The sequence below is a fragment of the Pseudomonas sp. stari2 genome (genome assembly GCF_040760005.1).
Lineage (GTDB): Bacteria > Pseudomonadota > Gammaproteobacteria > Pseudomonadales > Pseudomonadaceae > Aquipseudomonas.
Window position 1 is genome coordinate 5,654,773 of sequence record NZ_CP099760.1, and the last position, 21,807, is coordinate 5,676,579.

The 21,807-nt window shown below is 62.0% G+C and carries 23 protein-coding genes; 9 read left to right on the plus strand and 14 right to left on the minus strand.

Annotation, left to right across the window (positions count from 1 at the left end; translation table 11 throughout):
• Nucleotides 1–36: 36 nt before the first annotated feature.
• The 4 genes from NH234_RS25925 to NH234_RS25940 form a co-directional block, all read right to left on the minus strand.
• Nucleotides 37–915 (minus strand): DMT family transporter, encoded by an 879-nt coding sequence (locus NH234_RS25925; protein WP_085732893.1) that lies wholly within the window; start codon nucleotides 913–915, stop codon nucleotides 37–39.
• A 66-nt stretch (nucleotides 916–981) separates the two neighbouring features.
• Nucleotides 982–1,797, minus strand: a complete 816-nt coding sequence (locus NH234_RS25930; RefSeq protein WP_367254726.1) for a sugar phosphate isomerase/epimerase family protein — start codon at nucleotides 1,795–1,797, stop codon at nucleotides 982–984.
• 2 nt (nucleotides 1,798–1,799) lie between these two features.
• Complete coding sequence (locus NH234_RS25935) at nucleotides 1,800–2,861, minus strand: Gfo/Idh/MocA family protein (protein ID WP_367254728.1); 1,062 nt, start codon at nucleotides 2,859–2,861, stop codon at nucleotides 1,800–1,802.
• 116 nt (nucleotides 2,862–2,977) lie between these two features.
• Nucleotides 2,978–3,754, minus strand: a complete 777-nt coding sequence (locus tag NH234_RS25940) for an IclR family transcriptional regulator (protein WP_367254730.1) — start codon at nucleotides 3,752–3,754, stop codon at nucleotides 2,978–2,980.
• 177 nt (nucleotides 3,755–3,931) lie between these two features.
• Between NH234_RS25940 and NH234_RS25945 the strand changes: the two genes are divergently transcribed.
• From NH234_RS25945 to NH234_RS25960, 4 genes are all read left to right on the plus strand, one after another.
• A complete protein-coding gene (locus tag NH234_RS25945; protein WP_085732900.1) occupies nucleotides 3,932–5,668 on the plus strand; it encodes an FAD-dependent oxidoreductase in 1,737 nt (578 codons plus the stop codon).
• On the plus strand, nucleotides 5,652–6,485 hold the full coding sequence (locus NH234_RS25950; RefSeq protein WP_367254733.1) for an aldo/keto reductase: 834 nt from the start codon (nucleotides 5,652–5,654) through the stop codon (nucleotides 6,483–6,485). Before NH234_RS25945 ends, NH234_RS25950 begins: the two co-directional genes overlap by 17 nt.
• Nucleotides 6,486–6,674: 189 nt before the next feature.
• Nucleotides 6,675–7,559, plus strand: coding sequence for a neutral zinc metallopeptidase (locus NH234_RS25955; protein WP_085732902.1), 885 nt, complete (start codon nucleotides 6,675–6,677; stop codon nucleotides 7,557–7,559).
• Nucleotides 7,560–8,513 (plus strand): hypothetical protein, encoded by a 954-nt coding sequence (locus NH234_RS25960; RefSeq protein ID WP_085732904.1) that lies wholly within the window; start codon nucleotides 7,560–7,562, stop codon nucleotides 8,511–8,513.
• 28 nt (nucleotides 8,514–8,541) lie between these two features.
• Here NH234_RS25960 and NH234_RS25965 read toward each other — a convergent pair whose 3' ends face one another.
• The 3 genes from NH234_RS25965 to NH234_RS25975 all read right to left on the minus strand — a co-directional run bounded on the left by NH234_RS25965 (nucleotide 8,542) and on the right by NH234_RS25975 (nucleotide 10,676).
• Nucleotides 8,542–9,135: an HAD family hydrolase gene (locus tag NH234_RS25965; protein WP_085732906.1), complete on the minus strand. Its 594-nt coding sequence runs from the start codon at nucleotides 9,133–9,135 to the stop codon at nucleotides 8,542–8,544.
• Nucleotides 9,132–10,001 carry an acyl-CoA thioesterase II gene (gene tesB, locus NH234_RS25970; RefSeq protein WP_085712241.1) on the minus strand — a complete coding sequence of 290 codons (870 nt, stop codon included), beginning with the start codon at nucleotides 9,999–10,001 and terminating at the stop codon, nucleotides 9,132–9,134. Before tesB ends, NH234_RS25965 begins: the two co-directional genes overlap by 4 nt.
• Nucleotides 10,002–10,106: 105 nt before the next feature.
• Entirely contained in the window at nucleotides 10,107–10,676 is a 570-nt protein-coding gene (locus tag NH234_RS25975; protein ID WP_248743689.1) for a GNAT family N-acetyltransferase, read from the minus strand.
• An 83-nt stretch (nucleotides 10,677–10,759) separates the two neighbouring features.
• On the opposite strand from NH234_RS25975, the gene NH234_RS25980 reads away from it, so the two are divergent.
• Both NH234_RS25980 and NH234_RS25985 read left to right on the plus strand, forming a co-directional pair.
• Nucleotides 10,760–11,680, plus strand: coding sequence for a histone deacetylase (locus NH234_RS25980; RefSeq protein WP_011336057.1), 921 nt, complete (start codon nucleotides 10,760–10,762; stop codon nucleotides 11,678–11,680).
• A 175-nt stretch (nucleotides 11,681–11,855) separates the two neighbouring features.
• Complete coding sequence (locus NH234_RS25985) at nucleotides 11,856–13,097, plus strand: TIGR03862 family flavoprotein (RefSeq protein WP_367254736.1); 1,242 nt, start codon at nucleotides 11,856–11,858, stop codon at nucleotides 13,095–13,097.
• Between the two features lie 38 nt (nucleotides 13,098–13,135).
• Here NH234_RS25985 and NH234_RS25990 read toward each other — a convergent pair whose 3' ends face one another.
• Together NH234_RS25990 and yedA are read right to left on the minus strand one after the other, a co-directional pair.
• On the minus strand, nucleotides 13,136–14,476 hold the full coding sequence (locus NH234_RS25990) for a DEAD/DEAH box helicase (protein ID WP_085732910.1): 1,341 nt from the start codon (nucleotides 14,474–14,476) through the stop codon (nucleotides 13,136–13,138).
• A 66-nt stretch (nucleotides 14,477–14,542) separates the two neighbouring features.
• A complete protein-coding gene (yedA, locus tag NH234_RS25995; RefSeq protein ID WP_367254739.1) occupies nucleotides 14,543–15,481 on the minus strand; it encodes a drug/metabolite exporter YedA in 939 nt (312 codons plus the stop codon).
• A gap of 163 nt (nucleotides 15,482–15,644) precedes the next feature.
• On the opposite strand from yedA, the gene NH234_RS26000 reads away from it, so the two are divergent.
• Complete coding sequence (locus NH234_RS26000; RefSeq protein WP_085732914.1) at nucleotides 15,645–16,100, plus strand: Lrp/AsnC family transcriptional regulator; 456 nt, start codon at nucleotides 15,645–15,647, stop codon at nucleotides 16,098–16,100.
• 40 nt (nucleotides 16,101–16,140) lie between these two features.
• On the opposite strand, the gene NH234_RS26005 is transcribed toward NH234_RS26000, so the two are convergent.
• The 3 genes from NH234_RS26005 to NH234_RS26015 all read right to left on the minus strand — a co-directional run bounded on the left by NH234_RS26005 (nucleotide 16,141) and on the right by NH234_RS26015 (nucleotide 18,162).
• Nucleotides 16,141–16,746 (minus strand): PolC-type DNA polymerase III, encoded by a 606-nt coding sequence (locus NH234_RS26005; RefSeq protein WP_367254741.1) that lies wholly within the window; start codon nucleotides 16,744–16,746, stop codon nucleotides 16,141–16,143.
• 40 nt (nucleotides 16,747–16,786) lie between these two features.
• Nucleotides 16,787–17,266, minus strand: a complete 480-nt coding sequence (locus NH234_RS26010) for an NYN domain-containing protein (RefSeq protein WP_007958730.1) — start codon at nucleotides 17,264–17,266, stop codon at nucleotides 16,787–16,789.
• A 137-nt stretch (nucleotides 17,267–17,403) separates the two neighbouring features.
• Nucleotides 17,404–18,162, minus strand: coding sequence for a DUF2076 domain-containing protein (locus NH234_RS26015; RefSeq protein WP_085732917.1), 759 nt, complete (start codon nucleotides 18,160–18,162; stop codon nucleotides 17,404–17,406).
• A 178-nt stretch (nucleotides 18,163–18,340) separates the two neighbouring features.
• Here NH234_RS26015 and NH234_RS26020 point away from each other — a divergent pair, with 178 nt between their 5' ends.
• Complete coding sequence (locus NH234_RS26020; RefSeq protein WP_085733022.1) at nucleotides 18,341–19,015, plus strand: YciC family protein; 675 nt, start codon at nucleotides 18,341–18,343, stop codon at nucleotides 19,013–19,015.
• A 73-nt stretch (nucleotides 19,016–19,088) separates the two neighbouring features.
• On the plus strand, nucleotides 19,089–20,165 hold the full coding sequence (locus NH234_RS26025) for an endonuclease/exonuclease/phosphatase family protein (RefSeq protein WP_367254745.1): 1,077 nt from the start codon (nucleotides 19,089–19,091) through the stop codon (nucleotides 20,163–20,165).
• Between the two features lie 13 nt (nucleotides 20,166–20,178).
• Here the strand turns inward: NH234_RS26025 and NH234_RS26030 are convergent, their stop codons facing one another.
• Together NH234_RS26030 and NH234_RS26035 are read right to left on the minus strand one after the other, a co-directional pair.
• Nucleotides 20,179–21,015 carry an ABC transporter ATP-binding protein gene (locus NH234_RS26030; RefSeq protein WP_085687896.1) on the minus strand — a complete coding sequence of 279 codons (837 nt, stop codon included), beginning with the start codon at nucleotides 21,013–21,015 and terminating at the stop codon, nucleotides 20,179–20,181.
• Nucleotides 21,003–21,806 carry an ABC transporter permease gene (locus NH234_RS26035; protein ID WP_085732919.1) on the minus strand — a complete coding sequence of 268 codons (804 nt, stop codon included), beginning with the start codon at nucleotides 21,804–21,806 and terminating at the stop codon, nucleotides 21,003–21,005. The genes NH234_RS26030 and NH234_RS26035 overlap by 13 nt, the downstream gene beginning before the upstream one ends.
• Between the last annotated feature and the right edge of the window lies 1 nt (nucleotide 21,807).

Consider the following 21,807-nt stretch of genomic DNA (forward strand, 5'->3'; position numbering starts at 1 on the left):
TGCACCGGCCGGCCTGATTTCAGGCCGGTCACGTCTTCAGCGCCGGCTCTGCTGCCACGCTGCCGCCAGTCCGCTGCAACAGATCACCGCGATCCCAATGACCGTCATCAGGGTCGGTGTGTGATTGAACAGCAGCCAGCCCAACAACCCCGCAAACACAATCTGGCAATAGCCGAACGGCGCCAGCAAGGCCGGGGCGGCATGGCGGAACGCCTGGGTCAAAAACAGGTGAGCGGTCATTCCGCAGCTGCCCAGCGCCAGCATCAACAACCCATGCTTCAGGCTCGGCGTCTGCCAGAAAAACGGCACCAGTGCACTCATCACCAACGTGTTGCACAACCCGGCAAAAAAGTTGCTGGTGGTCGGGCTGTCCACTTCCGCGAGTTTGCGGGTGAGCAGTTGATAGAAGCAGAAAAACAGTGCGGAACAGAATGGCAACAGCACCGCCGGCGTGAACAGTTCACCGCCGGGATGAACGATGATCAAGACGCCGATGAACCCGCAAATCACCGCGATCCACTGCCCCCGCGTCACCCGCTCCTTGAGCAACGGCACCGACAGCGCCGTGACCAGCACCGGTGCGAGAAAATTGACGGCCGTGGCTTCGGCCAGCGGGATATACAACAGTGCCGTGGTGAAAAACAGGCTGGTGCCCAGCAGGCACAACGCCCGCGCCAACTGCCACAACGGACGTTTGGTGCGCAGTACGCGCAGCCCGGACTGCGGCAGGAAAATTCCCGCCATCAGCAGCGTGTGTACCAGATAGCGCGCCCATACCACCATGATGATCGGATAAAAACCCGAGAGGTATTTCGACAGCGCGTCGTGACTGGAGAACAGGAAGGTTGCCACGACAATCAGCAAGATCCCTTTGAAGGGCTGGTTGAAACCGGAAAGCGGAGTGCTGACAGTCATTGGCTATCTCTGAATGAAAAATAAACAGTGGTGAGGACACATACGCCCTCACCCCTTGAAGCAGACTTAAAGCCGGGCCAACAATTCCCGCGTCCGGTCGATTGCCATTTGCGCCCTCTGCAATCCACTCACGCCTTGCTCAAGCAATTTGACCGTAGGAATTTCCAGACTCAATGGCAGGTTAGCCGGCAGGCCGCGCAACAACCCGGGCAGATCACAATCGCCCTCGCCGGGAAACCGTCGCTCGTTGCGGGCCTGACGCAAGATCTCGGCCATGTCCGTCGGTCTCGGCCCGGCGACATCGCACAACTGTGCATAGCGCAACTGCGCAGCCGGCACATCGGTCAGATCCTCCAGCCGCGAGCCCGACCGGTCAAAGTGGAACGCATCCACGAGTACCGCACCGTTGTCACGCCCGGCGTTATCGACAATGCGCACCGCCTGCTCAAGATTGCGCACATCGGTCCAGGGCATGAACTCCAGATGCGGATGCAAGCCATAAGGCGCTGCCAAATCACACAGTGCCGCGAAATGATCGGTGAGTCGCAGCTCGTCGGGATCGTTACCGGCGACCAGCAACTCGCTGGCGCCGAATTCCGCACCGACGCTGAGCAGTTTCTCGAAATCGGAGACGACCGTCTGCGGTTTCAAACGCAGGATCTCCACATCGAGCACGCCGATGCCGGTGTCACGCAAACGCGCCAGTGTCTGGTGACGCAGGCCGGCATCGGCCACCAGCGGGAAGTGATATTCCTCAGGCGTCGCCGGCTCCAGACGCAGACCCACATGACTATAACCGGCACGCGCCGCCACCTCGACCATGTCGGGTGGCGACAACTCCAGCACGGTCAGGCTGGCCAGGGACAAAATTCGCTCGCCCATGTTCAGGCCTCCATCTGCGCAGGTTCGGTGGTACGTCTGCTGGCCGCTGCGTCACGAATGGCCTCGACCAGCGCCAGCGTGCGGGCGGCGTCGGCAGCACTCACCAGCGGTTCGACTTCCCGCCGCGCCACGCGGACGAAATGCTGCAACTGCAACCGCACGGCTTCGTCAGGCGTGAACGTTTCATCGACCGACAGCAACGGCTCATGCCAACCGGCGTCCACCTGATCGGCGCTGTAATGCCAGCACTTGAGTTGCGGAAGGCTCAAGGCCCCGGCCGTTCCCGCCAGCAAGTAACAAGGCTGATCGGCCTGACGCGGATAGACCGGGTTTTCCCCGGAGTTCAACTCCCAGCTCCACGGCGCCGCCACCGCATCGGAACCGGTCAGGCTGCCCAGCGCTCCGCCATCGAATTGCAGCAGGATCGCTGCGCTGTCCTCATTGGCGAACCCGCGCACCGAACGATCGGTGATTGCCTGCACCGAACGCACTTCACCGCACAAATGACGCAGCAGATCGAGGTCGTGAATCAAATTGGTCAGCAGCATGCCCGCGCCCTCTTCGCGCCGCCACGCCGTTTCAAAATAGTGGTCGGGTTTGCGCAATTGGAACAACGCGGTCACCAGAGTCAACCGTCCCAATGCCCCGCCCTTAACCAGCTCATGGGCGCGCACGATCAACGGATTGTGCCGCCGATGATGGCCGACCAGCACCGGCACACCACTGCGCTTCACCGCTGCCACCAGTTCCCGCGCTTCATCAAGGTTTACGCCCACCGGTTTTTCCAGCAATACCGGAATGCCAGCGGCCAGGCAGTCCAGCGCGGTGCTGACGTGCTGATTATTCGGATTGGCGACGATGACTGCGTCTGGCCGGTTCTGCTCCAGCATCTGACGGTGATCGGCGAAATGCGCCACACCCCACTCCGCCGCCAAGGCCGGTGCAAGAGGGCCGGGATCGGCCACGGCGCACAACGTGGCCTCAGTGAGATGTTTCAGGTGCCGGTAATGCTGCTGGCCCATGTTGCCGGCGCCGATCAGGGCGATTCGAAGGGGCGGGTTCAAGGTGCGATCCTCTTGTAATTGTTGTGGGAAAAGTCACTCCACAAACAATTTAGAACCCAGTTCCATATTCTCACACCCACCTGGCTGAAAAGTGGGCGAACAGCGCACAGCTTTGCTTAAACGAACAGCTCCGAGGCCAGGCTGGCCGCCGACAACTCCTCGGTAAACGTCAGTAACAGCGGCGCCAGCTCATGCAATCGTGCCCCCGGCATCCGTGCGCTTGGCCCGGCGATGCTGAGCACGCCAATCACCCGGCCATCGGCGGGATGTTTGACCACGGCGGCGATTGCCGAAGTGCCCACCGCCGAGCTTTCTTCCACGCAGGCATAGCCCTGTTCTCGGGCCACCCGCAGGCGTTCGAGCAGTTCAATATTGGAGCGCGGCGCGTTGGGCCCGATATCCGCCGGCACTTCCGCCCCTTGGCGCTCAACCAGCGACAACGCCTCGGCGTCGCTCATGCACGCCAGCCACGCATGGCCCGAGGCGGTGTAAAACAGCGGCGCATCGCGGCCCATGTCCGGGTCGTAACGCAGGCCGGTGCGGGCGCCCTGGGCCTTGGCAATCCAGGTCTGGCGTTCGCCGTCGATCACCCCCAGGCGCACCAGCTCACCGGTTTCCTCGGCCAGGCGATCGAGCACCGGCTGCACGATGTCGGCACCGCTGCTCGACAGATACTGGAAGCCCATCGCCACCAGTTTGGTCGACAGGTGATAGCGCAGTGTCTCGGGGTTCTGCCGCACGTAACCCAGGCGGATCAGTTCGGCGAGCAGGCGATGAGTCGCGCTCTTCGGAATGTCCAGTTGCTCGGCCAACGTCTGCATCGGCAGCCCGCGCGGATCACTGGTGAGGCTTTCCAGCACGCTGAAAACCCGTTCGATTTGACTGCCGGCCATGATGAGCTCCCGGTTAAATTCCACCGATTCTAGAAGACATGCCAAGGAATGCGAAATCTGGAACCCTGTGTCCGATTACCGCCCGGTTTGCACGTCAGCCGGTTGATCTACTTCGTCAGCACTGGTTATTTTCTGGAACCTGATTCTAAAAATAACTTATTGCTGGAGCCCTTCCTGATGCCTGCCCTTCCCGATATCGACTGCGACGTTCTGGTGGTCGGCTCCGGCGCCGCCGGTTTGTCGGCCGCCGTCACCGCTGCCTGGCATGGCTTGAAGGTCATCGTGGTGGAAAAGGATCCGGTGTTCGGCGGCGCCACCGCCTGGTCCGGCGGCTGGGCGTGGGTGCCGTGCAATCCACTGGCCCGGCGCGCCGGGATCGTGGAAGACGTGGAATTGCCGCGCACCTATCTGCGCCACGAACTCGGCAAGCACTACGATCCAGCCATGATTGACGCCTTCCTTGAGGCCGGCCCTCGCATGGTGGCGTTCTTCGAACAACACACCGCCCTGCAATTTGCCGACGGCAACGCCATCGCCGACATCCACGGTGAAACCCCAGGTGCAGGAACCGGCGGACGTTCGGTCATTGCCGCTCCCTATGACGGACGAAAGGTCGGGCGCCTGCTCAAGCGCCTTCGTACAACCATGCGCGAAACATCGTTCATGGGCATGCCGATCATGGCCGGCGCGGACCTGTCGGCCTTTCTCAATCTGACTCGCTCGTTGTCGGCGGCCTGGCACGTGACCCGGCGTTTCACCCGCCACCTTCTGGATCTGGCGCTGCACGGTCGGGCGATGCAACTGGTCAACGGCGTTGCGCTGGTGGCGCGGCTGGCGAAATCCGCCGAAGACCTCGGCGTACTGCTGTGGGAGTCAGCGCCGGTGACCGAGCTGCTGCGCGACGACTCACGCATCACCGGCGCTCGCGTGAATACCGCAAAAGGCCCGGTCAATGTCCACGCACGCAAAGCCGTGGTGCTCGCGGCTGGAGGGTTCGCCAACGACATCGAACGGCGCAGGGCTTTGTTCCCTCGCACGCCCACCGGTCATGAACATTGGGCGCTGCCTCCGTTGGCCGTCAATGGCGATGGCCTGCGGCTGGGTGAAAACGTCGGAGGCCGGGTCAACACCGATGTGGTCTCGCCAGTCGCGTGGGCACCCGTCTCGCAAGTGCCGCATTCAGACGGCAGCATCGGCCATTTCCCACACATCATCGAGCGCGGCAAACCGGGGATCATCGGCGTGCTGCGCAGCGGCCAGCGCTTCGTCAACGAAGCCAACGGTTATTACGACTACGTCAGCGCCATGGTCGCCGCAACTCCCGAAGGCGAAGAGGTCGCGTCCTGGCTGATTTGTACCCGAGCTTTCCAACGGCGCTACGGGCTCGGCATGTCCCGGCCGTTTCCGGTTCCGGTGTCAGGTTTTATCCGCAGCGGTTATCTGAAAACCGGCAATACCCTTGAGGAACTGGCCACGGCTTGCGGTATCGACCCAAAGGGCTTGCGCACCACCGTCGATGACTACAACCACCACGCCCGCCACGGCGATGACCCGCTGTTCGGGCGCGGCTCGACCCCTTACAACCGCAAACAGGGAGACCCGAAGCAACAACCCAACCCGTGCGTGGCCCCCCTCGAACATGGCCCGTTCTTCGCCGTAAAGGTGCAGCCAGGTTGCTTCGGCACCTTCGCCGGGCTCAAGGTCAACCCGCACGCGCAAGTGCTCGACGCCGAAGACCGACCCATCGCCGGGCTCTACGCTGCAGGTGGTGACATGGCCAGCATCATGGGCGGGCATTACCCGGCAGGTGGGATCAACCTCGGCCCGGCATTGACTTTCGGTTACATCGCGGCCCGGCACATTGCCGGCATTTCGGCATTCGAACAGGAGATCGACCATGCAGCACATCGTTAACAGACAAGGACTGAACCTGCCGAAACTCGGCCTCGGCACCTGGCCGATGCTTGGCGAGGAATGCACCCGCGCCGTGGAGCAAGCGCTGGAAGTCGGTTACCGGCACATCGACACGGCAGCCGCCTACAACAACGAAGACGCAGTCGGACAGGCGCTGGCGAATACGCCGACACCCCGCGAGCAGATCCACGTCACCACCAAGGTCTGGTGGGACCAGCTGCAACCGGATGCCATGCGCCACTCGCTGGACCGCAGCCTCAAAGCGTTGCGCAGCGAGTACGTCGACCTGTTCATGATCCATTGGCCGACCACGGATTGGGACCTGCCGCGCACTCTCGAGACCCTCGCCTCGTTCAAGGAGCAAGGTCTGGCTCGCAACATCGGCGTGGCGAATTTTCCGCTACCGTTGCTGCGAAAAGTCGTCGAGGACTACGGCATTCCTCTGTCAGCGATCCAGGTCGAATACCACGTCCTGCTCGGACAAAACGCGCTGCTCGACTACGCCCGTCAACACGATCTGGCATTGACGGCCTACACGCCGCTGGCGCGTAACAAAGTCTCGGAGATTCCACAGATTCAGCAGATCGCCGAAAAACACGGCGTGCTGCCAACTCAGGTTGCGCTGAAGTGGCTGCTGGATCAGGACAGCGTCGCGGCGATTCCCAAGGCCAGCAGCAAAACCAATCAACTGGCCAACCTGGCCTCATTGAACGTTTGCCTTGATGATGACGACCGCGCGTTGATTGCGACACTGTCCAAACGCGAGCGCCAGGTGAGTCCGGACTTCGCGCCGGTGTGGGATGCCTTCGACCGCTGAGGCCTGACCCAGCAAAAGAAATCCGGCGCCGGATTGAATTCCCGACGCTCATGCTCGTCAATAACAGGCCCGACTTCGCCCCGCGAGGTCGGGCCTGTTGGTTTGTGTGCGAATGGACGGACGACCGGACTGGCGCCACACTCACTCACCAGCAACACTCATCACCACGATCAGATAGAGGATTCCCACATGCTATGGAGAAAAGGCCGACGCAGTGACAACGTCGTCGATGCCCGTGGCGATGACATGGGCGGTGGTGGCATGCGTTTCGGTGGCGGCAAGGGCCTGAGCCTCGGGGCGATTCTGCTGATCGTCGGTATCGGCTGGATTACCGGGCAGGACCCGCTGCAGATACTCGGCCAATTAACCGGGCAGATGACCGAGCAATCGGCCCCTTCTACGCAAACCCGTCACGCCCCTCCGGCCAACGATGAACAGGCCGAATTCGTGCGCTCGATCCTCGGCGACACCGAAGACACCTGGGGCGCCATTTTCCAGCAGGCGGGCCGGCAATATAAGGATCCGACCCTGGTGCTGTTCAGCAACCGCGTCAATTCTGCCTGTGGTCTGGCAACCTCGGCCACCGGCCCGTTCTATTGCCCGGCAGACCAGAAGGTCTATCTGGACATGGCGTTCTTCCAGGAGATGGCCCAACGCTTCAAGGCCGCGGGCGACTTCGCACAGGCCTACGTGATCGCTCACGAAGTCGGACACCATGTGCAGACGCTTCTCGGCGTCTCGGCGAAAATTCAGGCCGCCCGCCAGCAAGGTCGGCAGATGCAAGGCGACGGCGGTCTGCTGGTGCGCCAGGAACTGCAAGCCGACTGCCTGGCGGGCGTCTGGGCCTACCACGCGCAGAAGCGCCTGAACTGGCTGGAGCCGGGCGACATCGAAGAGGCCTTGAACGCGGCAAACGCCATCGGTGATGATCGCCTGCAACAACAGGGTCAGGGCCGTGTGGTGCCGGACTCATTTACTCACGGTACGTCGGCGCAAAGGGTGCGCTGGTTCAAAACCGGATTCGCCCAGGGCCAGGTTGGCCAGTGCGATACCTTTACGGCGAAAAACCTGTAAATGCATAAATGGCTGTTGGCTTTACTGTTCATCGGCGGCACCGCACAAGCGGCCGGCGTCGACGCGATCAGCCCCGGGCGCCTGCAATTGCAGGCCGGCGAAATGGCGGTGGGTATCGGCCCGGCGCCGGCGAAAATCGAGCGGGTGCTGATCGTCATTCATGGCAAGCTGCGCAACGCCGAGACCTATCGCAAGAGTGGCGAAAGCGCTGCCGAACTGGCCGGACAAACCGCCAACACCCTGGTGATCGCCCCGCAGTTTCTCAACGAAAGCGATGTGTCGCTCTACTCGTTACCCGCCAGCGTGCTGCGCTGGCAAGGCAACGACTGGATGGGCGGCGGATTATCCATAGGGCCGAATCCGCTGAGTTCCTACGCTGCACTGGACGAAATCGTCGGGCGGCTGAGTGATCGCAAGCAGTTTCCGGACGTGAAGCAGATCGTGATCTTCGGCCACTCCGGCGGCGGTCAGGTGGTGCAGCGCTATGCCCTGCTCGCCCGCGAACAACCGGCGCTCAAGGCTGAAGGCATTCGCTTGCGCTACGTGGTGGCCAACCCGTCGTCGTACGCTTATTTCAATGAACAACGGCCCGTGGCGTTCGATCACGCGCAGTGTCCGGGATTCAACCGCTGGAAGTACGGTCTGGTGGATCCGCCGATCTACTCCGGTGGACAAACGCCCGCACAGCTTGAAGGCCGTTACGTCAAACGCGAGGTGATTTATCTGTTGGGCCAGCAGGACACCGACCCGCAACACCCGGCGCTGGACAAGAGTTGCGCCGCCGAAGCGCAAGGTGCCTATCGCCTGATGCGCGGGAAGATGTTCTTCAGCTATTTGCTGCGTCGGCATCCGGAAGGGGTGAATCAGCGACTGGTGGAAGTGCCCGGCGTCGGGCATAACGGCGACGGCATGCTGACCTCGCCGGAAGGTCAGAAAGCAATCTTCGACCAATAAAAAACGGGGGCCGAAGCCCCCGTTTTTTTCAAGCGAACAAGATCCGCCGCAATTCCACACAATCCTTCGCATGCCAGTCGGTCAGCTCCGGCCACGGATTATCCGGCAGGTTCACCAGCACCGTGTGGGTGCCCGCCGCCCGACCGCAATCGAGGTCGAAGCGGTAATCGCCGACCATCACCATCTCGCTCGCCGGCACTTGCCAGGCCTCGGCGAGTTTCAGCAGGCCACCCGGATGCGGTTTCGGCGGTGCTTCATCGCGGCCCAGCACATCCTCCACCGCGAAGCAGTCCGCGAGGCCGATGGCCTCCAGCGTCACATGGGCCAGCTCCCGCGCATTACGGGTCAGGATGCCGAGTCGATAACCCCGCGCGTGAAGATCGCGCACCAGCTCCACCGCACCGGCTGCCGGGGTCGAGCCGAGCGCGAGATCCCGCTCATGCTCCAGCAGCCACGCATGTTTCGCCGCCGCTTCTTCGGCAGGCAATGCTGCGAGGTGGGTGAGGATGTCGTCCTCCGGCGGGATCGCCAGCGCCACGCGGATCGCCGCGAAATCATGCACGGCCACGGTCAGGGTGCCGTCCATGTCGAACACCCAGTGCCGCACCTCCGCCAGACTCATGCCCAGTCCTTGCGATGACGGATCAGGCCTTCCTGGGTCACCGACGCTACGAGTTGCCCGGCGCGGTTGAACACGCTGCCACGAGAAAATCCGCGGGAGTTGCCGGCCCACGGACTGTCCATGGCGTAGAGCAACCAGTCATCGGCGCGCAGGTCATTGTGGAACCACAAGGCGTGGTCGAGGCTGGCGACCTGCATGTCTTTCTGCCAGACCGATTTGCCGTGAGGCAACATCGAGGTGGTCAGCAGGCCGAAGTCCGAGGCGTAGGCCAGCAGGTATTTGTGCAATGCGGGAATGTCGGCCAACGCACCGTCGGCGCGAAACCACACGTACTTGATCGGGTCCGCAGGTTGCGGGTTGTACGGGTCTTTTTCAGTGACCGGGCGCACTTCGATCGGCTTCGGGCACAGCAGCTTTTCACGCATGTGTTCCGGGATCAGGTGCGCGCGTTGCTGGGTCAGTTCCAGCTCCGACGGCAGGTTTTCCGGGCCGACCACTTGCGGCATCTGGCTCTGGTGTTCGAAGCCTTCCTCGTCGTACTGGAACGAAGCGCTGCAAGTGAAAATCGGATGGCCCTTCTGGATCGCGGTCACGCGGCGAGTACTGAAACTGCCGCCGTCGCGCACGCGGTCAACCGAGTAGACCACCGGCAACTTGGCATCGCCCGGACGCAGGAAATAACCGTGCATCGAATGCACATGACGCGTTTCTTCAACCGTCTGACTGGCCGCCGACAGCGACTGGCCGAGCACCTGGCCGCCGAACAACTGGCGAAAGCCCAGATCCTGACTGCGACCACGGAACAGGTTTTCCTCGATCGGTTCGAGGGTCAGCAGATCCACCAGATCTTCCAACACTTGGCTCATTCAGACTCTCCTCACACAACGCTATGCCGCGCAGTCTTGGCTGCGGCGGAAAATTCAGGTTCTGGCGCGAGCCATGATCGCGCCATTGTAAACGTCCGTGTCGGCTTAGCCATGCAGGGTCTGCAGCCATTGCTCCCTGGTGATTCGGTACAACAGATGTCGACGCAACGGGTGATCGACAGCCAGTTTCGGGTGATCGAAATCATGGGCCGGGTCGTGATGCATGCCGATGGCCTGCATGACTTTTTCCGACGGCAGATTGCTCTGCGCGGTGAACGCCACGATCTCCTTCAGCGCCAACCGGTCAAAGCCGCAACGCAGCGCGGTCCACGCCGCCTCGCTGGCATATCCCAGGCCCCAGTGTTCCTTCGCCAGACGCCAGCCGATTTCCACCGCCGGGGTGAACGGCGCCTCGAAACCGACTACGCCGAGCCCGGTAAAACCGATGAATTCGCCGGTGTCCTTGCGCTCCAGCGCCCACAGGCCGAAGCCGTGTTCGGCGAAATGGCCGCGCACACGGCCGATCATTGCGGCACTTTCCAGCCGGCTCAACAGCGCGGGAAAATAGCGCATCACCTGCGGATCGGCGCACATCGCCGCAAATGCCGGCAAATCCGCGTCCTGCCACTGACGCATCAGCAGTCGCGCGCTTTCCAGCTGCAGTATCGGCTCCATAGTGCCCCTCCGTTTCCATGCCGCCAGTCTACATCGCTGGTAGGCTTTGCACTCTTTCCTACAGCCTTTATGAATAGTCCGCCATGCCATTGCCGTTGATCTACCACGAAGACTACAGCCCCGAGTTTCCGGCGGATCACCGCTTTCCCATGGACAAGTTCCGCCTGCTGCGCGATCACCTGGTGGACAGCGGCCTGACCCGCGATGAAGACCTGCTGCGCCCTGAACTGTGCCCTGCCGATATCCTTGCCCTGGCCCATGATCGCAGCTACATCGAACGCTACATGAGTGGCGAGTTGTCCCGCGAAGACCAGCGGCGCCTCGGCCTGCCGTGGAACGAAGCGCTGGCCCGGCGCACGGTGCGGGCCGTCGGCGGTTCGATTCTGGCAGCGGAAAAAGCGCTGGAACATGGCCTGGCCTGTCACCTTGCCGGCGGCACCCATCACGCGCATTACGACTACCCCGCCGGCTTCTGTATCTTCAATGACCTGGCGATCATCAGCCACTACCTGTTGCAAAGCGGCCGGGTGAACCGGGTGCTGATCTTCGATTGCGACGTGCATCAGGGCGACGGGACTGCACGGATTCTGCACAACACCCCGGAAGCGATCACCGTTTCCCTGCATTGCGAAAAGAACTTTCCTGCACGCAAGGCCGAAAGCGACTGGGACATTCCGCTGCCCAACGGAATGGGCGACGCCGATTACCTGAAAGTGGTCGACGATGCACTCAACTACCTGCTGCCGCTGTATCAGCCGGATCTGGTGCTGTACGACGCCGGCGTCGACGTGCACAAGGACGACGCCCTCGGTTACCTGCAACTGACCGACGAAGGCGTCGCCGCCCGCGATGAAAGTGTGATGCGCCATTGCCTGGGCCGCGACATCCCGGTGGTCGGAGTGATCGGCGGCGGTTACAGCAAGGATCGCCACGCCCTCGCCCGTCGCCACGGCATCCTGCATCACAGTGCGCAGCGTGTCTGGCAGTCATCCGGTTGTCATTGAGTTGTGCTGCGTTACCCACAATGGCTGTGGAACGGCCTGTGGATAACCTGAGCGAAAGGGACTACAGCCCACACTGAACATGGCCTGCAGCGCACTGGTTATTTTTTGATCAGGCCTGACGCCGGCCGCTGCTGCTAGAATGCGCGGCTTATTCCGCCACGCTATTGCCGCTGCCATGACCCAGACTTCCGCCGCCCTTCCCGCTCACGTCGCCATCATCGGCGGTGGCCCCGCCGGCCTGATGGCCGCTGAAGTGCTGAGCCTGGCCGGAGTCCGTGTCGACCTGTACGACGGCATGCCTTCAGTGGGTCGCAAGTTCCTGTTGGCCGGGGTTGGCGGCATGAACATCACTCACTCCGAAGCCTACCCGGCCTTCCTCTCGCGCTACGCCGAACGCGCCCCGAACATCGCCCCGTTGCTGCGCGCGTTCGATGCCGACGCACTGTGCCGGTGGATTCACGAGCTGGGCATCGAGACCTTCATCGGCAGCTCCGGCCGGGTGTTCCCCACCGACATGAAAGCCGCGCCATTGTTGCGCGCCTGGCTCAAGCGCCTGCGCGACAGCGGTGTGGTTATCCACACCCGCCATCGTTGGCTCGGCTGGGATGAAAACGGTGCGCTGCGCATCGACAGCCCGGAAGGCGAGAAAAACCTCACCCCCGACGCCACCCTGCTCGCTCTCGGCGGCGGCAGTTGGTCGCGACTGGGCTCCGACGGCGCGTGGATGCTGGCGCTGGAGCAGCGCGGCGTAGGACTGGCGCCGTTGCAGCCAAGCAATTGCGGCTTTGAGGTGCAGGCCTGGAGCGAAGTGATGGTCAGCAAATTCGCCGGCGCACCACTGAAAAATATCGCCATCAGTTTGAACGACGATATTCCGCGCTTGGGTGAATGCGTGATCACCGCTACCGGCATCGAGGGCAGTCTGATTTATGCGCTGTCGGCGCCGATTCGTGAGGCGATCAATGTGCACGGTGCCGCGACCATTCACATCGACCTGCTGCCCGGCCGACCTGTGGATAAATTGCACGCGGCTTTGAGCAAACCACGGGGTTCACGCTCGATGGCCAAGCATCTGCACAGTCAGGTCGGAATTGATGGGGTGAAAGCAGCGTTGCTGCGAGAACTCACTGACGCCGCAACGTTTGCCGATCCAGCGCTGCTGGCCCGGGCGATCAAGGCCTTGCCGCTGACCTTGGTGAAACCCCGTCCGCTGGACGAAGCGATCAGCAGTGCCGGTGGCGTGACGTTCGAGGCGATGGATGAGCGGCTGATGCTCAAGGCGTTGCCGGGGGTGTTCTGTGCGGGGGAAATGCTGGATTGGGAAGCGCCGACTGGCGGGTATTTGCTGACGGCGTGCTTTGCCAGTGGCCGGGCGGCCGGAGCTGGAATGCTGGACTGGTTGAAACAGCGCAATTGATCGTTCCCGCATTGCGCGGGAACGATCCGATCTGACGCTTAAGGCTTACGCTTGCGCGGTCCGGTATTGAACACCGGTACCTTGCGCACAGGCTTGATCGAAGGCTCCGGCGCCTGAGTCTCGCCGCTGTCCACCCACTTGCCCAGATTGCGCTTGCCACCGCCACCACCGGAAGCCTTCGGCTTTTTCGGTTTCTTCGGTTTCTTGATCACCTGGCCACTGGCATCGGTGTCCGGCACGCGGTGCTCCGGCACGAAGTCCGGCTCAATTTCACGCTTCAACGTGCTGCGGGTCAGCATTTCAATCGCCGACAACATGTTCACTTCATCCGCACACACCAGCGAAATCGCCTCACCGGTCGAACCCGCGCGGCCAGTCCGGCCGATACGGTGAATGTAATCCTCGGCAACGATCGGCAGATCGAAGTTGACCACCAATGGCAGGTCTTCGATATCCAGACCACGGGCCGCCACGTCGGTGGCCACCAGAATCTGCACCTCACTCAGTTTGAAACGGTCCAGCGCCCGCTGCCGGGTCGCCTGCGGCTTGTCGCCGTGGATGCCGTCGGCGTTCACGCCCAGGCCCTGGAGCTTCTCGACCAGCGCATCCACACCGTTGCGGGTCTTGGCGAACACCAGCACCTGCTTCCACTTGTTCTTGCGCATCAGGTGCACGAACAGTTCCGGCTTGCGCTTCTTGTCCACCGTGACAATCCACTGCTTGACGGTATTGGCGGCCACGTTGCGCGGGCTGACTTCGATGCTCAGCGGATCGTTGAGCATCTGCCCGGCCAGCAGGCGGATGTCATCGGAGAAGGTCGCGGAGAACAGCAGCGTCTGACGTTTTTTCGGCAGCGCGCGGTAAATGTTCGCCAGTTCCTCGGAAAAGCCCAGGTCGAGCATGCGGTCGGCTTCGTCCAGCACCAAGGTTTGCAGCTGGCTGAACTTCAGCGCGTTCTGGCGGAACAGGTCGAGCAGACGGCCCGGGGTCGCGACCAACAGATCGACGCCGCCACGCAGCTTCATCATCTGCGGGTTGATGCTGACGCCGCCGTACACCGCGTAAGTGCGCAACGGCAGGTTTTCAGCGTACTGGCGCACGGCTTCATGGACTTGTTCGGCCAGCTCGCGGGTCGGCACCAGAATCAGCGCACGCACCGAGTTGGCGGTGACTTTCGGCCCTTCCATCGCCAGCAGTTGCAACAGCGGCAAGGCGAAACCGGCGGTCTTGCCGGTGCCGGTCTGGGCCGCGGCCATCAGGTCGCGACCGGCCAGCACGGCCGGAATGGCTTGCGCCTGCACCGGCGTCGGGGTCTGGTAGCCGAGCTTCTCGAGGGAGCGCAGCAAGGGTTCGATCAGGCCAAGGGTGGCGAAAGTCATGGGAGTACCGTAGGAAAAATCAGAGCAGATTGTGCAAAACGAGTATGCGATGGCGCGCAGTTTACCCTAATTCGCACGCTGCTCCGTCGCTATGGCAGCCGGCTCGCTGACCACCGGCAGCTGCCGTGGGCGCCGCCACTGCGGCAGACCGATCAGCACCACCGCGCCGATGATCACCAGCATCGCCAGCGCCTCTTCGATGCCGATGGTCTCGCCGACAAACACGATCCCCAGCAACACCGCCACCGCCGGGTTCACATAGGCATAACTGGTGGCCGCCGCCGGGCGAACGTTTTTCAACAGATACATATAGGCGTTGAAGGCGATGATCGAGCCGAAGAAGATCAGGTAAGCCAGCGTCAGCCAGCCTTCCAGCGGCGGCATGGCTTGCAAGTGTTCGCCGCTGGCCGCGCTGCCGATCAGCAGCACCACGCCGCCCACCAGCATTTCCACGGCACTGGCCATCGCGCCCTGGGGCAATGGCAGGTGTTTGCTCCACACCGAACCGAACGCCCAGCTCGCCGCGGCAAAAATCAGCAGCGCCGCGCCCAGCGGGCTCGATTGCAGGTTGGAGCCCATGTTGAGCATCGCGATGCCGATAATCCCCATCGCCACCCCGGCCCATTCCAGACGGGTGTTGCGCGCCCCCCAGAAATAACCGCAGAGCAAAGTGAACAGCGGCACCGTCGCCACCGCCAGTGCAGCAACACCCGATGCCACGCCGCTATGCTCGGCCAGCGTCACCGCGCCGTTACCGAAACTCAGCAACAGAATCCCGATGATCCCCGCCGCTTTCCACTGCGCCCAGGTCGGCGCCGGTGCCCCGCGCCAGCGCAGGAAGGCGTACATCAGGCTGCCGGCAATCACGAAGCGCACACCGCCGAGCATCAGCGGCGGCCAGTATTCGACGCCGATGCGGATCACCAGATAGGTCGATCCCCAAATCACGTACAACGCAAAAAACGCAGCGATCAACGGCAAGGAAAAACGGCGCAAGGCAGGCATGGGCAACTCGAAAGTCAGACTCAGGGGATTGGTTATTCTAGAAAGGCCAACCGCTAAAAATAAGTTACAAAACCTGTTTATAGCGCCGGTACACTTTTGAAAACACGGAGATCGACGGCTGAAACCGTCATTTCGAAAGTCTGGCATTTTCAGGAGTCCGACCTTGGACAAATACGACCGCATGCTGCTCGGCGCCCTGCTCGAAAACGGTCGCGCGTCCTACGCCGACCTCGCCCGCAAAGTGAACCTCTCCGCCCCAGCCGTCGCCGAACGCGTGGCCAAACTCGAGGCGGCCGGAGTAATCACCGGGTATCAGGCGAACATCGACCTGTCGAAAATCGGCTTGCCGATCCAGTGCGTGATCGAACTGCGCCTCCACCAGAACGGCAGTCAAAGGGTCTACGACGAACTGGTGAAGATTCCGCAACTGACCGAGTGCTTTCGAGTGACGGGCGATCCGTGCGTGATCATGAAGGCCGCGGTGGGTTCGATGCCGGAGCTGGAGGACTTGATCAACCAGGTGGCGAAATTCGGGTTCAGCAAGACGTCGATCGTGTTGTCGAGTGCGATAGAGAAGCGGGTGCCGTTGGGGCATATCGAAGGTAACGGCAAATCCTGAGGCGATAGTGATCCCTATGGGAAATGTGTTTGCCTGAAAATCAGCGATAGCGCTGCAAGTGCTCGCCGACCTTGGCGGCCGGTACTTTCTGCAATTTGCACAGCAGGTCGTGCGATAGCTCCCTCACGCCATGCTTGTGCCGCAACTCATCTGTCAGATGCGCCAGCAAATTCGCCGCCATCTCCGCATCCGCCATCGCCCTGTGCGCCTGGCCGGTATGCGGCAATTGGGCAAAGGTGGTGAGCGTGCCGAGCTTGTGGTTCGGCGCCGCTGGCATCAAACGCCGGGCCAACAACAGCGAACAAGCAAAGTTCTGCAGGCGGGTACGTTTGATCCGGCCCAGTTCGAAGTCCCAGAACTTCTGGTCGAACGCGGCGTTGTGCGCCAGCAGGGGCGTGCAGCCGACGAATTCGTTGACTTCGTTCATCACCTGTTCGGCCGACGGAGCGGTGCGCAGCATGGCGTTGCTGATGCCGGTGAGTTGTTCGATGAAGGCCGGGACGCGCACGCCGGCGTTCATCAGGCTCTGGTAACGCTCGACGATACGGCCGTTTTCCAGCATGACCACGGCAATTTCCGTGGCCCGGCAACTGCTGCTCGGCGAAATGCCGGTGGTTTCAAAGTCGATGACTGCAATGCGTTCCAAACCGGGTTCAACTCCGTTCAAATCAATTCTTGAGCAACGCTCAGTTTTTCAACAGCAGTGCGCCTTCGATCGGCACATAACGGCTGGCGGCGCGGATCAGCGAGTTGGCGGTCAGGCCGGGAACGCCGTAGGCCACCGCTTGCACGCCGTGTTTGTTGATGATGCGTTCGAGCAGCATGTCGAAGTCGCCATCACCGGAGGCCAGGACGATTTCGTCGACGTGGTCGGCGGCATCCATGATGTCGAGGGTGATGCCCACGTCCCAGTCGCCCTTGGCCGAGCCGTCGCTGCGCTGGATGTAGGGTTTGAGTTTCACGGTGAAACCGAGGTTGCGCAGGATCTGCTGGAACTGCTGCTGTTTGCTGTCGCCCCGGTCGATCGCATAGGCGTAGGCCTCGACGATCTGCCCGTGCTGGCTGACATCAGCCCACAGCGCTGCGTAGTTGAAGTGGCAACCATAGGCCTGACGCACGGTGTAGTAGAGGTTCTGCACATCGGCGAACACTGCGATTTTTTTCACCGGAGTTCCTGTAAGCGCTGACGCGCATGAGCCGGATCAGGCACCAGGCCCGAAAAAGGCGCTCAGTATGCCAGCCCGAAGGAAGGTTCCGCGAATAATCGGCCCGGGGCGCTCAGGCGCCCCGGACGAATGGTGAATCAGACGAAGGAATCGTCGTCATCGAAGAACGATGAGTTGTCATCGCTGTAGTCGGTGTCGCTGAAGCCACCCTGGTTGTTGCCCCAGGAGTCGTTGTTGGCCATGCGCTGATCATCGCCCCAACCGTTGTTACCCTGATCGTTGACCTGGGCCGGCTCTTCCTTGATCACCTCAACGATTTCTTCCGGCTGCTGGTTGTGATGGAACAGGCTGCTGATGCCTTGTGCCAGCATCACGCCACCCGCCACACCGGCGGCGGTTTTCAGGGCGCCGCCGAGGAAGCTGCTACCGGCCGCCGGGGCCGCTGGTTGCTGGCCATAACCCGGTGGTGGCGCGCCGAAATTCTGTTGTGGCGCGGGAGCACCGAAGTTTTGCTGCGGAGCCGGTTCACGCCAGCCGCCAGTGGAGGCCGGGGCGCTCTGGGTCGGAGCCGGGCGCGGGCTGCTGCCACCGAAGATGCTCGACAGGAAACCGCCGCCGCTCGACGCCGGGGCTGCGCTTTGCGCCTTGGCCGATTGCAGTTCGGCCTGCAGTTGCTGGACCTGTTGAGTCAGTTGTTTGTTCTGTTCGTCGAGGCTCTTGATCGCGGCCTCCTGCACCAGAATCGCCTGGGTCATGAAATAGCCTGCGGCCGGCTGGCGCGTCAGGTGTTCCTTGATCCGCGCTTCAGCCAGTGCGTCGCGCGGGGCTGCCTCCGTTTCGGCCTGTTGCAGCCGGGAAAACAGTCCATCGATCAGGGTTTGCTCTTCGCTGTTCATGGCGACCTCGTAGATTGCCGGGGATAACGTTGCCCTCGTCCACGGTGGACAAGGTGCATCTCCGTAATGGAGGCAGTGACAGAATGTTTCAATGATCTTTACCGAACGTTTACGTTTGTCCCCGGCGGCACATCATCGGTTAAAGTGGGCCACTGTTTTTGACCTGCGATACCGACTGATGAATGCCTTCGATGTGCTGCGTGACTCACTGTATTTCTTTAAACGCAATCTGGCCCGGATCGTCCAGTTGTGCCTGCCGCTGGTGATCTTCGAAGCCGCGTTGCAACAAGTGGTGGATCACGCCAGCGACCCGGACGGTTATTCGGCCATCAGTGTGATCGTCGGCCTGCTGGTCTACCCGCTGTACACCGCCGCGCTGATCCTGTTTCTCGACGCCCGCACCCGTGGCGAATCCCCGCAAACCCTCGACTTGCTGGCGATGGCGGCGCGCCTGTGGCCGCGTTTTGCCGTGCTCACTGCGCTGAACACTTTGCTGATTCTGCTCGGTCTGTCCCTGTATTTCCTGCCAGGCCTATGGCTGATGGTCACCCTGGCCTTCGGTGAATACCTGCTGGTGCTGCGCGGCTATGGCCCGTTGCAGGCCATGAAGGAAAGCCTGCGCTTGAGCCGTGGGCATTTCCTGCGGATTCTGGTGTGCATCCTCTGTGTGATGGGGCCGTTGTGGCTGCTCAAAGGTCTGACCCTGCAGGTCTACCCCGATCCGCAGAATCCGTTGATCGCCATATTGATCGACAGTGGCCACAGCTTCCTGCAGCTGTTCACCAGCGTAGTGCTGTTCCGCCTGTTCATGTTGATCAGCGAATTGCCCGACAAACGTGACGGAATAGTCTGACCGCTCTGCGCTTGGGTGATGCGGGGGTCTCGGGTATGCTCGGGACCACTTCCGTATCGCTATAAGCCGAGCCATGACCCGTCTACTGCGCTACATCCTGCTGCCTGTGCTGCTTGCCATCGCCCTGATCGGCGTGATGATTTTCAGCCTGACCTGGCGCCCCGACGCCCGGGAGACCCTGCCGGTCAGTTGCACCGGGCAGCCGCCGACGCTGGTGCCCGGCCAGGCGCTGAAGGTCATGACCTGGAACGTGCAATACCTGGCCGGCAAGCGCTACGTGTTCTGGAATGACCTGGCGCAAGGCGACGATGAAGCCCCGACCCCGGAAGACATGGCGTTCAGCCTCGACGAAGTGGCCCGGGTGATCCGCGACGAGCAGCCCGATGTGGTGCTGATCCAGGAACTGGATGACGGCGCCAAGACCAGCGACTATCAGAACCAGCTCAAGCTGTTGCAGGAACGCCTCACCGACCTCTATCCGTGCAGCGCCCATGCCTTCGACTGGAAGGCCGATTTCGTCCCGGATCCGCATATCTTCGGCAGTGTCGGCCGGCAACTCGCGACCCTCAGCCGCTTTCGTATCGAACACGCCGAACGCCTGCAATTGCCGGTGCAGCCGCTGAATATCATCAGCCGCCAGTTCCAGCCGAAAAACGCCCTGCTCGCCACCACTCTGCCGTTCAGCAATGGCGGGCAACTGGTGGTGTTCAACACCCATCTGGATCGCGCCATGCAGCCGGACGAAACCTTGCAGGCGCAAGTGACGGCGGTGGCCAAGGTTCTCGACAAACACGAAAGCCACGGCACGCCGTGGCTGATCGGAGGGGACTTCAACCTGTTGCCGCTCGGCCAGTACCGGCGCCTGCCCAGCGAACAGCGCACGCCCTACTCCGTGGACAGCGCGCTGCATCTGTTGTGGGACAAATACCCGATGATCCCGACCAACAACGAAGCCGGCGGCATCGACCGCGCCAAGTGGCTGACCCATTACCCCAACGACCCCGGCCTCAACGGCCCGGATCGCACGGTCGATTACCTGTTCTACAGCCCGAAGATCAAACGGGTCGAGGCCACCGTGCGTCAGGACGATACCTTGCGCATTTCCGATCATTTGCCGGTGATTGCGAAGTTCCTCCTGCCACCCAACTGATTGCCGCCGTAACTCAATGGGCCTCTTCGAGATCGTCGTGCAACAACCCGAAGATCTGCCGTTTCATGTCGATGAACGAGCGCTCCATCACCATGTCCAGCGTGCGTGGCCGCTCGATCGGCACGTCGAGAATCTGCTTGATCCGTCCCGGCCTCGCGCCCATCACATACACCCGGTCGCCGAGCAGGATCGCCTCGTCGATGTCGTGGGTAACGAACAGCACGGTCTTCTTGCTGTTGCCCCACACCCGCAGCAACAGCTGTTGCATTTGCAGGCGGGTCTGGCTGTCGAGGGCGCCGAAGGGTTCGTCCATCAGCAAGATCTGCGGATCGTTGGCCAGCGCCCGGGCAATAGCCACCCGCTGCATCATGCCGCCGGACAACTGCTTGGCGTAGTTGTCGGCAAATCCCGACAGGCCGACTTCGTGCACATAGTGATCGACGATCTCCTTGCGTTTCGCTGCCGGCATGCCCCGGCGCTTGAGACCGAACTCGACGTTCTGCCGCACCGTCAGCCACGGGAACAGCGTGTAGCTCTGGAACACCATCCCGCGATCCGCGCCGGGGCCCTGCACTTGCTGGCCGCCGACGTAGATTTCGCCGGAGGTCGGCTCGGCGAGGCCGGCGGTGAGGTACAGCAGGCTCGACTTGCCGCAGCCCGACGGCCCGACCAGCACTGCAAATTGCTGATCCGGCACTTCGAACGACACTTCTTCCAGCGCAGTGAATGTACCGCCACCCGGTTTGCTGTAGCGCAGGCTGACCTTGTCCACCTGCAACCTTGGCGCGGCGTGTGCCGGTGCGGCGACCGGCTCGATGAAACGACGGTTGGCAGCGGTTACTGAGCCCATGCGGCAATCCTCAAACGCAAGAAGCGGAACAGTTGATCGGTGACCAGGCCCAACAGGCCGATGATCGCGATGGCGAGAAAAATCACATCGACCTGAAAGCCGCGCATGGCCTTGAGGCTCAAGTAGCCGAGGCCGCTGGACGCGGCGACCAGTTCGGCGACAACCAGATAGGTCCAGGCCCAGCCCATGGTCACCCGCAAGGTGTCGAGCACGCCGGGTAACGACGCCGGGGCGATCACATGCAGCACCGCGTCACGCCGGTTGGAGCCGAGGGTGTAGGAGGCGTTGATCAAGTCCTTGGAGATGCCTTTGGACACGTCCGCAACCATCACCAGTTGCTGGAAGAACACACCGAAAATGATCACCGAGACCCGCTGCTCCAGACCGATGCCGATCCACAGGATGAACAGCGGCACGAACGAGGTCACCGGCAGGTAACGGATGAAGTTGACCAGCGGTTCGAGGAACGCCTGGACGATGCGGAAGCTGCCCATCAACAAGCCCAGCGGCACCGCCACCAGCGACGACACGATGAAACCGACCATCACCACTTCGACACTGGCCCAGACATGCTGGCCAAGAGTGCCGTCGCGGCTGAGGCGCACGGCGGCCTCAACTACCGCGCCGGGCGTCGGCAGGAACATCCCCGGCACGATGCCGCCGTAGGACAATCCGGCCCACAGGCCGACCAGCAACACCCAGGCCAGACCGCTGGCGCTCCACACCACCGGCACCGGCAATCCGGTCTTCGGCGTGATGCAGCGGCTCAGCCATGAATTGCGCTTGAACATG